The 13,117-nt window shown below is 59.4% G+C and carries 8 protein-coding genes and 1 pseudogene; 5 read left to right on the top strand and 4 right to left on the bottom strand.

Annotation, left to right across the window (positions count from 1 at the left end):
- Positions 1-264 precede the first annotated feature (264 nt).
- From H7I57_RS07755 to H7I57_RS07735, 5 genes are all read left to right on the top strand, one after another.
- Positions 265-1,584, top strand: coding sequence for an IS256 family transposase (locus tag H7I57_RS07755; RefSeq protein WP_264022813.1), 1,320 nt, complete (start codon positions 265-267; stop codon positions 1,582-1,584).
- Positions 1,585-1,902: 318 nt separating this feature from the next.
- Positions 1,903-3,129: a glycosyltransferase family 4 protein gene (locus H7I57_RS07750; RefSeq protein WP_264022812.1), complete on the top strand. Its 1,227-nt coding sequence runs from the start codon at positions 1,903-1,905 to the stop codon at positions 3,127-3,129.
- Entirely contained in the window at positions 3,126-4,034 is a 909-nt protein-coding gene (locus H7I57_RS07745; RefSeq protein ID WP_264022811.1) for an NAD-dependent epimerase/dehydratase family protein, read from the top strand. The genes H7I57_RS07750 and H7I57_RS07745 overlap by 4 nt, the downstream gene beginning before the upstream one ends.
- Before the next feature lie 832 nt (positions 4,035-4,866).
- A complete protein-coding gene (locus tag H7I57_RS07740) occupies positions 4,867-5,976 on the top strand; it encodes a polysaccharide pyruvyl transferase family protein (protein ID WP_264022810.1) in 1,110 nt (369 codons plus the stop codon).
- A gap of 66 nt (positions 5,977-6,042) precedes the next feature.
- Positions 6,043-7,269: a Coenzyme F420 hydrogenase/dehydrogenase, beta subunit C-terminal domain gene (locus tag H7I57_RS07735; RefSeq protein WP_264022809.1), complete on the top strand. Its 1,227-nt coding sequence runs from the start codon at positions 6,043-6,045 to the stop codon at positions 7,267-7,269.
- Positions 7,270-7,699: 430 nt separating this feature from the next.
- Here H7I57_RS07735 and H7I57_RS07730 read toward each other — a convergent pair.
- The 4 genes and pseudogenes from H7I57_RS07730 to H7I57_RS07715 all read right to left on the bottom strand — a co-directional run.
- Positions 7,700-8,844: pseudogene (locus H7I57_RS07730) on the bottom strand (IS3 family transposase).
- 445 nt (positions 8,845-9,289) lie between these two features.
- Complete coding sequence (locus H7I57_RS07725) at positions 9,290-10,591, bottom strand: oligosaccharide flippase family protein (RefSeq protein ID WP_264022808.1); 1,302 nt, start codon at positions 10,589-10,591, stop codon at positions 9,290-9,292.
- 398 nt (positions 10,592-10,989) lie between these two features.
- Complete coding sequence (locus H7I57_RS07720; protein WP_264022807.1) at positions 10,990-12,294, bottom strand: O-antigen ligase family protein; 1,305 nt, start codon at positions 12,292-12,294, stop codon at positions 10,990-10,992.
- A gap of 25 nt (positions 12,295-12,319) precedes the next feature.
- On the bottom strand, positions 12,320-13,117 hold a 798-nt coding region (locus tag H7I57_RS07715; RefSeq protein ID WP_264022806.1), incomplete at its 5' end, for a CpsD/CapB family tyrosine-protein kinase.

Below are 13,117 nucleotides of genomic sequence, written 5' to 3'. Positions count from 1 at the left end.
TGTGATCCTCGAGAAATCTCATTCTTTCACCACGACAGGGCATTTCGCTGTTACAACCCGCCTCCCATCCCTACCTCATCGGTGAATCCAGGCTAAGCAGTCTGCTATCGCTGCCGACCCGTATTCCGGGAGCAATGATCAATACCTGTGGATGAGGCTCGGCGAGGGGCCGTGAAAGTGGGCGCACCTTCCCGAGGATGATCTTCACGGAATCAGGTATTCGATCAAGACCGGCGTTGGCGCGCTGGTTGGGAAGGTACGCCCATGCTCACCGTAGTTCACGACGCCCAGGACGCCAACGACAATGGCAGCGCTGCTGGTCGGTCCTTGTTGGACGAGATCGTCCGCGACGGTGCCCGGCAGATGTTGGCCGCTGCACTGCAGGCCGAAGTCGCTGCCTACGTGGCCCAGTTCGCCGATCAGCTCGACGAGAAGGGCCGCCGGCTGGTGGTCCGCAACGGGTACCACCAGTCCCGCGAGGTGTTGACCGCGGCCGGGGCGGTCGAGGTGAAGGCGCCGCGGGTCAACGACAAACGCGTCGATCCCGATACTGGTGAGCGGCAGCGGTTCTCCTCGGCGATCCTGCCGGCCTGGGCGCGCAAGTCTCCCCAGATGAGCGAGGTGTTGCCGCTGCTGTACCTGCACGGTTTGTCGACCAGCGATTTCGGGCCAGCGCTGGAACAGTTCCTCGGATCGGGAGCCGGGTTGTCGGCCACCACGATCACCCGCTTGACCGCGCAGTGGCAGGACGAGGCTCGCACGTTCGCCGCCCGGGATCTGTCCGGCACCGACTACGTCTACCTGTGGGTCGACGGCATCCACCTCAAGGTCCGGCTCGACCAGGAGAAACTGTGCCTGCTGGTGATGCTCGGGGTGCGCGCCGGCGGCCGCAAGGAACTGGTGGCGATCATCGACGGCTACCGGGAATCCACCGAGTCATGGGCCGATCTGCTGCGTGACTGCAAACGGCGCGGCATGACCGCCCCGGTGCTGGCTGTCGGCGACGGCGCACTCGGGTTCTGGAAAGCCGTCCGGGAGGTGTTCCCGGCCACCCGCGAGCAGCGCTGCTGGTTCCACAAGCAAGCTAATGTCCTTGCTGCACTGCCGAAGTCGTCCCATCCGGCCGCGTTGGCGGCGATCAAGGACATCTACAACGCCGAGGACATCGACAAGGCGCAGGTCGCGGTCAAGGCCTTCGAAGTTGACTTCGGGGCCAAGTTTCCCAAGGCGGTCGCCAAGATCGTCGATGACCTCGACACCCTGCTGGAGTTCTACCACTATCCGGCCGAGCACTGGATCCACTTGAGGACGACGAACCCGATCGAGTCGACGTTCGACACCGTGCGACTGCGGACGAAGGTGACCAAAGGGCCAGGGTCGCGAGCATCTGGTATCGCTATGGCCTACAAGCTGATCGACGCTGCACAGGCCCGCTGGCGGGCCGTCAACGCCCCGCACCTGGTCGCCCTCGTACGCGCTGGCGCGGTCTTCCACAAAGGCAAACTCCTCGAACGCCCCGCCGACATCACCCCACCACAACCGCCCTCAGAAGGCGATGAACAAGCCGGAACGGAGGTCGCCTGAAACAACCCGATCCACAGGTATTGACAATTCCTCGTATTCCGGGAAGCGAGTCCCCAACCAAAGCTGCCGTTCAGATCTTTGGTCTGGTGGCCCTAGGTTGGTCCGCTAGGATGGTCTCGTCGCACAGCTGGTAGAGACCATTCGTTGCACCTGCGCCCATATTTGGGGGGATTCGGAGTCACAGCTTGAGTTATCGCGCGCACGAAAGCCCGCCGGACGCACACGACGCTGTTCATTGCCGGACGGCGGCTCTTGGGTGTGCCGCGACGGTCCCACGCGGCGACCGGTTAGCCTTCGAAATGAGCGAGAGTTCCTGATTTGAGAATTCTGCTTGTAAACAAGTACTGGCGAAGACTGGGAGGCGTTGAGGAGTACTGCTTTCTACTCAAGGACGTGCTAGAGGAACTGGGCCACCAGGTGGTGCCTTTCGCGCAACTGGAGGAGGACACACTCGACACACCGTCGAGACATCACTTTGTGCCCGAGGTCGATCCAACCGTTCCGGGCATTCGTAATCGCCTGCGCTCCTCGCGTCGTGCCGTCTTTGGCGACGAGACAACCCGTGCGATCCGAAGACTTCTGGCAGCCCAGAGGATCGATGCTGCGCACGTCGTTCACGCCTATCACCAGCTGAGCCCCATGTTCATGCGTGAACTACGCCGGCACGGAATCCCAACCCTGCTATCGGTTCACGACTATAAACTGTCGTGCCCTAGTTATAGGTTGCTGAACGACCGCACGCAGCAGATTTGCACCATATGCCTGGAAGAGCCGCGACGGCGTGTCATCGCACCCGCTGCGACGCGCTGCTGGCGTGGGTCAATGGCCGGTGGCGTTGTCCTCGGTGCAGAGGCTGCCGCGGTTATGGCGATGAAGCCCTATAACGCCGCGGCACGGGTGCTCGTCAGCAATGAGTTGATGCGGCAGAGTGCGCTCGCAGGTGGGATCGAGGCTGCACGAATCAAGATCGTCCCGAACTTCTGGCCTACTTCCGGCACTCCCCCTCGAAGGTCTCCTGACCAACACGTGCTCTACGTCGGCCGTTTGGTCATCGAGAAGGGCGTGGACGTCCTGATCCGAGCGGCTGCACAGTCTGGCGTAAACGTACGCATTGTTGGCGCTGGCCCGTTGGAGATTGAGCTCCGTGAACTGTCCTCAGCTCTTTCCGCCCCAGTCGAGTTCGTTGGTCAGGCATGGGGCGGTGAGGTCGAGGCTGAGATGCTGACAGCGGCAGCACTCGTCGTTCCATCCATCTGGCATGAGGTGTCACCCCTTGTCATCTATCAGGCGATGAGTATCGGTCTGCCCGTGATTGGATCGAGGGTAGGCGGCATTCCAGATCTTCTCGGCGAGGGCCGCGGTGTCATGGTTTCTCCAGGGAAAGTCGATGCCCTCGCCGCCGAACTCGACAGGTCAGTTCGCAACCGGCACGAGTTCGAAGCTATGGGTTCTCTGGCGATGGACTACTCGCGCCGAGAGTTGAGTCGCTCCAAATTCATCGAGCGAATCTCTGCGGCCTACCGAGAAGCTGGGGCAGCGCTGTGAAAGTGCTCGTAGTGGGGGCCGGGCTACTGGGCAGCGGTATCGCCAATCGATTTGCCCGGCACGGCGCCTCAGTCACGGTACTCGGCCCCCGTCCGAGCTCGCTCCTAAGTGCCAGCATTGCATTCGTCCACGGACGCGCCGAATTGGGCTTCCACCTAGGCGAACTTCTCGCGGAAGTCGACGTGGTGGTTGACGCCGCATCTTCGCATGTCCCAGCCACAGTTCAACAATCGCCAGCGGCGGCGATGGCCGCTTCGGTCGGCGTTTCCAGTTGGCTCGCTGAGCAGGCGGTCAACGCGCACGTGAGTTGTCTTATCTATCTGTCCTCGGGTGGCACTGTGTACGGCGAGGGGATGTCGGCTCACCATGAAGATGAGCGGCCTGATCCGATCTCATCATATGGCGCGATGAAAGTGGCGTCCGAATATGCGGTCGCTGCAATTGCGCGTAAGACGGCGACTCGCACGGTGAACCTTCGCGTAGCGAACGCGTACGGACCGGGCCAGAATCTCTCACGCCCGCAGGGCATTATCGGTGTGGCCTGGCGTAATCATCTCAAGGGTGTGCCGACAATTTTGTACGGAGCCGAATCCATTGTTCGCGACTTTGTATTCGTGGACGACGTGGGCGACCTCTGCATCGCCACCGCTGAGTCTGGTTTCCGCGGCGCGGTCAACGCAGGTTCAGGACGTGGTGTCAGCGTGTCAGACGTGTTACGAGCAATGTCAGAGGTGACTGGAGAAGAACTCACGCTCATCCATCAGGGCGCCCGTGGTTTCGATGTACCCCGCTCAGTACTCGATATTGGGCTCGCGCGCAGCTTGGGATGGGAACCAACAGTGACGCTACGCGACGGGTTGGCACGTACATGGGCGTGGATGAACGGCCCCCTACCGGACATGTGACACTGCCAACTGTTCGCCTCGAACGCGGTGATGACTGGCACCATGTGGCGGTCGTGGGTCGCGCCGCCCATCACCGAACCGGGCCCTAAGACCGAACGTACGACTTTGACCACATCCCGGCTCACGCAGGTCCCGACGGCGCCGACTTCGGACATCTTGCCCAGAACCCGGATTGAAGCTCAGATAGGTAGCACTTTCGTGGGCCTCGAAACTTCGGGCAGGAGTGTCCGAGCGGTGCAGATTGCTGGTGGCCGGTGCTGAGCGGCCGTAGCTGTTTGGCGACCAAGCCGATGGCCAGACCAGTCCACTGCTGGATGCAATACGAGACGGCGGGGTAATATGTCAGAGCCGTAGGTGTTGAATACGTGGAGCGGCCGGAGCATCGGAGCCGACGTGGGCGCAGTTTCCTCAACAGCGTAGGTTCCAGGCAGTCGGGGTCATCACGTCCGCGCACTGCATCCGCGCTGCAATGTCCATTTCGAGGACGTGCTGGCTATCGGTGATGATCCCGCGGAACCTTCCAATCAGAATCCCCCAGCACAGGGCTTCCGGAACGGCAAACGGCAAAGCGTACAATACTGAAACTTCTGCCAACCGAAGACCACACGGCCACCAACACGACACCTTTGGGCGCGGGTTTATTGCCACCCTCACCTGCGCTCGAATTCCGGAGCCGCCAAACCCGGCATGTGGATCGCGAGCGGAGGCAGCCGAAACTACCCTCTAGGATTAAGATGAGTCGCATGCGATCGCATGCGACTCCCCTTCTGAAGCCATCACCACATTGCCGCCGCCAGGTGGACTTCTTGCTCAGTTCGCGTAAAGTTTCGATGTGACTGCCGATCCAAAGCGCGTATTAGTACTGTGGGCCAGCAGTCAATCAGGGAACTTTGGAGTTCGCGCGCTTGCCGACGGAATGGCTGAACTAGCTCGGAGCGCTTGGGGAGGTGACGTCCAGGTCGACCTGCAAGACTATTGCGCAGGCGACTCTGACACCGCTTTGGGAGGACGTGTAATTGTTCACGATGTCGGCCGAAGTAATGGCCCAATTAAGGACAAACTCCGGAAATACGACATCATTCTTGACTCGGGTGCTGGTGACAGCTTTACCGATATCTACGGCCTGAAACGGCTGTGCATCATGCTCTACGCTCAGCGCACTGCCCATAGGCTAGGGATTCCTGTCGTTATGGGGCCGCAGACGATAGGCCCCTTCAACAGGACTATAAGCCGGCGGCTTGCCAGCAGAGCGCTCCGCACCATGAGCATTGTTGTCACACGCGATCCACGAAGCGCGGAATGCGCACAGAGTCTAGGAAGAAAAGTGGACGCCACATCAACTGACGTCGTGTTTGCGCTAGCCGAGCCCCGTCGCGGCGAAATTCGTGATGTTATTGTCAACATATCTGGACTGCTTTGGTCCGGAAGCCGCCACGTTAACTCCGCAAAATACCGCAATGAGATCATTCGCCTCGTCGCTGGTTTGCAGGATCGGGGCCGTGAGGTCACATTGCTAGCTCACGACGTTTTTCCTGGCCATCCCGATGACGACGTCCTCGCCATTCAAGAATTTCAAAGCGAGTACGGAAAGGAACTCGAAGTAGTCACACCAACTTCGCTTGAGCAAATCAGGTCGCTTCTTGGAAGCGCCAACTTACTAATTGGGTCGCGTTTGCACGCATGTCTGAACGCACTGTCCTCTGGAACGCCTGCGATTGGTTGGGCATACTCGCGGAAGTTTGCGCTTATGAACGACCTTGGTTGGGAATACGTCATCGATCTCAATGATTCGGCCGCCAGTCCGGCGTCGGAAACACTGGATTTGACTGCCACAATAAGCCAATCCGAGCTCGACAAGAGTGCACTCACCGTGCGCAACTGCGCGCGAAAACGACTGGACTCGGCGGTGCTAGCACTCCGCAAAGTCGACGTTGCCCGATGACCACGGTTTTCTGAGCATGTTTACCTCGATGGTGCTCCCGATGAACAACGACTCCGCTACCCACCTATGAAGAGGGAACGTACGGGCTCAAAGCTTGAGCGAGAGGTGCAGCGCGTTCTGGCCAATGACAACTGCACCGGTTGCGGAGTATGTGCACTTATTTCGGATCGCATCACGGTCAATCTCGACAGCCAGGGCTTCTGTCGGCCGACCGTGAACGGCTCGGAGTCGCGGGATAAAGATGAATCCGAAGCCACAACCTTCACGAGAGTGTGCCCGGGAGTCAGCTTGCATGCGCCAAGCCCGGAAGGGAAGCGGAGGCACCCGGTTTTTGGAAGCTACGTCGAAGCGTGGCAGGGATGGGCCGTTGATCCCGAGTTCCGTCATGCCGGTTCAAGTGGCGGTGTTCTCACCGCACTTTCTTGTTGGCTCATGTCGTCTGGGCGGGCGAGGGAAGTAGCCGGCTGTGGGATGTCCGCCATTCAGCCGACGCGAACCGTTCCTCTCCGAATTACGTCCCGGGAGGAGGCACTCGCCGCTGCTGGTTCTCGCTATGCCCCGGTTTCAAATTCACTATCGGGTCAGAACTGCGAGGCGTTTATCGGTAAACCGTGTGAAGTGTCCGGACGGCGTCGGCTAGCTTCCAACACAGCCTCAGCTCACGGACAAAGTCCTGTCCTGCTGAGCTTCTTTTGCGCGGGGACGCCAAGTCAACATGCCACGGAGGACCTGGCAAGGGCACTTGGGGCGGAACCGAGCGACGTCACCAGCCTTAGGTATCGAGGCGATGGCTGGCCGGGTGAGTTCGAGGTTCGCACGATCGATGGCGCGGTTCGGACGATGTCATATGAAGATTCATGGGGCAAGAATCTCGGTAGGAGGCTGCCGCTGCGTTGCAAGCTTTGCGCAGATGGGACAGGGGAGGATGCAGATATCGCTGTCGGTGACTTTTGGGCGACCGATGCAAAGGGGTATCCCGCATTCGACAACGCGGATGGAAACTCGGTTATCATCGCGCGCACGCAGCGAGGAGCGGAATTACTACTAGCGGCTGCGGACCAGAGAATTCTCACACTGAACCCCGTCAACCTCGAGAGTGTCGCCGCAGTACAACCGTTACAGGCCGAGCGACGCAGAACATTGGCTGGCCGACTCGCTGGACGTCGACTCGCAGGTTATCGGGTCCCCCGCTACAGGGGCTACAACCTCCTGCAGCAGTTGGCTCTGCACTCTGCGGCCAACTTAAGGGCAGCAGCCGGAACGTTCAGCCGTTCGACTGGACTTCGGAAGTGAAGGTCAGCCCGCCCACTTAACACGAATCGTCGCGTGAGCGCCATTTATCAGCGGGAACCGCTAGCAGGGTAAACGGGCCCCAGTTGGGCTTGGCGTAGGAGGACGTCGTACCCGTGTCGACCGCCAGAGTCCCATGGTCCGACCCGAGTTGGGTCATTGGGCGCTTGAGGGCGTCGAGTATCGCCTCGACCTGGGGGTTCAGTGCTGGTGGGTAGGTGGCGATGACGCCGTTGATGTCGATGGTGGCGCTGCGCAGGGGTGGCTGTCACAGCCATCGGGTCCCCCGCTACAGGGGCTACAACCTCCTGCAGCAGTTGGCTCTGCACTCTGCGGCCAACTTAAGGTCAGCAGCCGGAACGTTCAGCCGTTCGACTGGACTTCGGAAGTGAAGGTCAGCCCGCTGAGGGGGACCCGTTTGGTGGTCCAGTCGTTATGCGACTTGGGGTTGGTGGGTCGTGGTCCACTGTAGAGCGAACTCGGCTGGGGTGAGCTCGCCGTGGGCGGAGTGGGGTCAGTTGGCGTTGTAGTCGCAGCGCCAGTCCTCGATGATCACCTGCGCCTCCAGAAGCGAGTCGAAGCGCCACGAGTTGAGCAGTACATCACGCAGGCGGCCGTTGAACGATTCGATCCAGGCGTTCTGCCAGGGCGAACCGGGATCGATGAAAAGCGAACCGGCACTGTTGAATCGGCACCAATCGCTCACGGCGTGCGCCACGAACTGGGGACCGTTGTCGAACCGTACGTAGTACGGCGCCCCGTGGGTGAGCCCCAGGCGATCCAGCACGTCGACGACGCCATCGGCGTTGATGGCGCGGTCGACCTCGATCGCGAGTGCTTCGCGGGTGAACTCGTCGATGACGTTGAGCATCTTCAGCGTGCGCCCGTCGGCGGTGGTGTCGAACTGGAAGGCCATCGCCCAGATCACGTTCGGACGAATCGGCGACATCGCACCCACGGCGACACCGATACCGGTCAGCCGCTTCTTGCGGCGGCGCTGCGGGACCCGTAAGCCCTCCTCGCGCCACAGCCGGCGGATGCGCTTGTTGTTGGCCTTCCAGCCCGCCCGCCGCGCCATCTTGGCTGCCCGTCGCCAGCCCCAGCGAGGCCGGTCGGTGGAGAACCGGCGCAGCCACTCCCTTAACCTTAACCCGGCCTCCTCGGTGGTGACCGGCGCCGGCGTCAGCCGCATCGTGGAGCGGTGCAGACCGACGACCGTGCAGGCGCGGCGCTCAGAAACCCCGAACCGCTCACGCAGCGCTATGACCGCGCTGCGCTTGCGGTTCGGGGTCAGAAGTTTCCCGCCGAGATCTCCTTGAGCATGTCGATGTCGAGGGCCTGGTTGGCGACCAGCTTCTTGAGCCGGGCGTTCTCGGCTTCGAGCTCCTTGAGCCGTTTGGCCTCGTTGGCCTTCATACCGCCGTACTGGGCCACCCAGCGATGCCACGTCGACTCGGTGATTTCCAGGTGCCGGCACACCTCAGCCAGTTCCTGACCGGTCCCGAGGAGCTTGCTGCCCTCGGCGAGCTTGCGGATGATCTGGTCCGGAGTATGCCGCCGGCGCTTGTTCGATGCCATGTCGTTGTTGATTCTTCCTTGCCCGCAGACCGGGCAACAGAGTCGCACAACGACTGGACCACTACGAAGGGCTCACCTCACCGCCCACTGAACACGAATCGTCGCGTGAGCGCCATTTATCAGCGGGAACCGCTAGCACGGTAAACGGGCCCCAGTTGGGCTTGGCGTAGGAGGACGTCGTACCCGTGTCGACCGCCAGAGTCCCATGGTCCGAAATTCACCCAGACCATTGGGGCCTAGCAACTCCACGATCCTGGTCATCCACACTGGCTGTGCCGCCCGCGGTGAGGCTGCGATAGCGTTGTCAAGCACGCCTGCTGGCCGTATCGCCATCGGGTAGAGAATCTAGGAAATCAACGCTACCGTTACGGCGAACTGCAGACGCCAATCACGCCAATACCACAACGCAAACAACTCCGTCCCTGGTAACTCGCAGAAGCCGGTTCTACCCGTCTTTCTCTTCGCGAGCACTGATGATTCGATCCAGCAACGATCTCTTAGCGCCTTCGGCGATAGGTATCGCCAAATAGTTCGATCTGCGTGCAGCCAACAATTGGCCCGCGTATAGCAATCCCATCGCGGTCATTGCGATCAACAGCGCCACCAGCGCCGAACGCGGATGCAAGTCAACCATCGCGATAGTTACGATCGCGCAAAGATAAGTAAGCAAGGCGAGCACCTGGCCCACTACACGTTTCTTGGGAAGGCCAATGGCAGAAAGTACAACGCCAAAAGCTGCACCAGTGAATCTGACGAGTAGTATCGCTCCGAACCATGGCAGCCATGCTCCAAGTTCCGAAAATTCAGGTCCAAAGACAACTCCGACTATCCAATACGGGATTGCTATCAGCGGCAAAGCAAATGCGAATCCTATACCGACCATAAGATAGCCCGCGCGTGCCGCCAATCTCCAAGTATCGGGCGCGCGCTGCGACGCTTTTCGTGCCAGGCTTGGAATCACCACGTTTCCCACGATGGGCGCAAGTGCAACCACACCCTGCACGCACTTCTGTCCTGCTGCATACAGGCCGACGATATGTGCTCCGAATAAGATGCGAACGGCAACTACATCGATAAAGCCCCAAATGGAGGTTAGGGCACCGTCGACCCCGTACGGCCATAGCTGTCGAACAGTTGCAACGAAGTTTCCTGGGACATTGCGTATGTCGAGTATTCGGACAATTCGAGTGAGCGTCAGCCACGATGCAGTCACGTAGATCATCCGCGACACCACTATCGCTGCGGCGACGGCGACCGGCGATCCCCCTGCCCATGCCGTACCGCCCGCCAACAGAAATTGGATCGCATTACCGCAGGTGGCAAGGTACGTCTCGAGATCGTAACGACCCAACGCCCGCAGTGGAGCGATAGAGAACTCTGCGTAGGAGAGAAGAATAGCAGCGAGCAAAAGCAAAATATACAGCGCAAACGGCAACGTTTCTTGTCCGACAACAGCAGCCAGCACCGCGGCTACCACGATCGTGCCGACCGCAAGTAGAGACTTCGCCTTTACGCCTTGGGATATCAGTAGCGGAGCCGTCGCAGGATCCGCTCCGATCTCTCGAAGAAGGAATAGCGGAAAGCCGAAGTCCACCATCAGGACGAGTAGAGCGCACACGCTAAAGACGAAACTAAACGTGCCGAATTGCTCAGGACCCCAAAGACGTGCAAGCAGGAGGAATAGGAGAGTACTAACTAGAAGCCGGCTGGCAACCGAAGCGGCAGTAAATGCAAAGTTCTTCCTCATCGATTAGCCCGAGTCGACGAACTCGCGCTAAGAATGTTGCAGCCATACATTCCTTTGTGCCCCGATCTCGTAACACTGATGAGTAAGATACAGGCCTACTTAAAGGCGGCCCAGGTGTAGCTGAAACTCATGTTGGACATGTGAGTCTCCCCCACGCGATGTCCTTCCCAGGAAAAGCGATATATAGACTGCCCGCTGCTCATCGTCGAGCCGGCGATGCTCGACATTACGTAAATGGATGCACCGCGAATGTTGCGCGGACATCCTACGAATGGACGCACGTGCACAGAACACTACGGAACGCTGCCGCCGTTGGGGTGCAGGCTCGGTCTACTCATCGAATCAATAATCCCGCGCACCGGCGTCCCCTTACTCGTCACCTTGTTGATAGGGGAGATTCACACGGGCTTTACGCTGGCACTTGCTCGATGCCCCAATGGGCCACTACTTGGCCGTTGATAGGCAGTAACAGTATTAGCGCTGCCCAGGCCCTCTGCATCTGTGAATCTCGGCAATCCTCTATTCTTCTCCGCTCCCTCCAAAACGAATTGAACTGCCATTGCCGCCATTAGAAAGAAAACGCTCTCGTACTGAGTGATGAACGCTACCGTAGCGAGCACAGGCGCCTGCCCAATGATCGCTATCTCGGCAGCTGTTGCACGTCCAATCAGAACTCTGGCTGTACTCACGCAAATAGGAATTAAGGCAATAACTAGAACAAGCCACCCGAAGGACAAGCCCAATATGACAATCTCACTGTCGATAGACAGATTTGCGCGAGTAATATCGAAATCTGGATACTTCCCGAACCACTCGAACTTCGGCACATACGTCGTATACAAGTAATTGCGGTAGTCGGCACTCGCCTGTTCCTCGCTGGAGCCCCCGCGCGCCCAACGCGCAAGCAGTGGGCCGAGGATAATTGCAGCCGACAACGCTGCAGGGATAGAGAATGTCAATGCCGCGGTGCGCAAAGCACGCTGCTTCGCAAAATAGACGAGAGATAGCGCGGCCGTGACTCCAGCAGCGACGAGCGCGCCCCGACTTCCCGTTGTCGCGATACCTGCGCCTACCAGTATGAGCAGCATCCACCTGTTTAAGGCATTCAACGACGACCGCAAAATGAAGGGTATGGACATTGCGAGTGATGCACCAAGCGCTATAGAATGGCCGAAAGCCCACTCACTGCGATCGGTCCCACCTCGCGTCTGAATTTTGTGCCATATATTGGACTCGACGGTCCCAGTCTCCCATCCAACAAATGGATGCCATTGGAGCACGAACTCCAATACTGCAACCCCGCCAATAATTCCGAACAGTACCGCGATTACATTAACAGCGAATCTTGTTCCAGTTGCAGACACCAGCACCCGCGCTGCTGCGTAGGCGATACCCCAGCGAATGAATATTTGAGCCCACGACGCCCATATTGAACCGGCGAGCAACACCGCCAACAGCGAGATGGCCAAGAAGATGGCGAAGTAGTAGTCGAACCTATTGAATCTCGCCGGCGTTTTGCTGATGGTGGCGGCAATGGCCAGCAGCCCGACAACAGAATGCGCGGGCAAAGTGGCGCTAACGTCGACACTAATCCAGACCGGGACCGTAACCAGCGAAAGCACCCACGCCACGAACGCGAGCCGCGGGCGCCCCCATATTACGAGAAGTAGCACTCCCGCAATCAAGGCCGCGACGACAGCCACGGAAACGCCTTTTGAGTCCATGACGTCAGTCAGTTGCCCCGCGTGATCTATGGTTCGCTGCGCGTCGCCCGTCTGCGTCGGAGCGGTCTTCGCTTGGCGCCACAGGACTCAAAGCAGCGGGCGCAGACCGAGTAGACCGCGCGCCTTCCTCCCCGTAGTACCCGTAGCTGTAGCTATAGGAAGAGCCGCCTCGTGTAGGCGTCAACGTGAATACCGCGCCGAGCACAGCGGCGCCGACGTCTTTGAGATTCCCAATAGCATGCGCGAGTTGATCCCGTTTTGCGTATCCGAAGCGCACCATCATCAGTGCCCCGTCGGCGCCAGCCGCTAATATCGCAGAGTCGGTGACGGCAAGCAGCGGTGACGAATCGACGATGACGTAGTCGTACTTCGCACGCAGTTCGGTCAGTAGATTCTTGGCTGCCTGCGATCCCAGGAGTTCACTCGGATTAGGCGGGACCGCCCCTGCCGCAAGCACGGTCAAGCCCCGAAAGCGCGTTTTCTGCAGTGACTCACCCAGCGATGCTTGACCACTAAGCACTGTGCTGAACCCTACCTGACCCACTAAGTCAAGATACTTGTGCACGGTCGGACGCCGCATGTCGCCATCGACAAGCACCACATTGTGCTCAGCCTCCGCCAATGCGAGCGCAATGTTGATCGCCGTCGTTGATTTGCCCTCGTGTGGCATAGAGCTCGTGACGATAATTACGCGAGGGGGGTTGTCAACCGCCAGGAACTGTAAGTTAGTCCGCAACTTGCGAAACGCCTCAGCAATCGCTGAGTTATCCCTATCAAACGGTATTGCTGGCTGCTTCCGCCG

This window comes from Mycolicibacterium pyrenivorans (genome assembly GCF_025821625.1).
GTDB lineage: Bacteria > Actinomycetota > Actinomycetes > Mycobacteriales > Mycobacteriaceae > Mycobacterium > Mycobacterium pyrenivorans.
Note: the sequence above shows the minus strand (reverse complement) of the source record. Positions and strands in the feature narration are given on the sequence as shown.

Coding starts and splice junctions, on each gene's coding strand:
- H7I57_RS07725 (WP_264022808.1), bottom strand. CDS start 10,591: ATGAGGAAGAACTTTGCATTTACTGCCGCTTCGGTTGCCAGCCGGCTT.
- H7I57_RS07735 (WP_264022809.1), top strand. CDS start 6,043: ATGAAGAGGGAACGTACGGGCTCAAAGCTTGAGCGAGAGGTGCAGCGC.
- H7I57_RS07755 (WP_264022813.1), top strand. CDS start 265: ATGCTCACCGTAGTTCACGACGCCCAGGACGCCAACGACAATGGCAGC.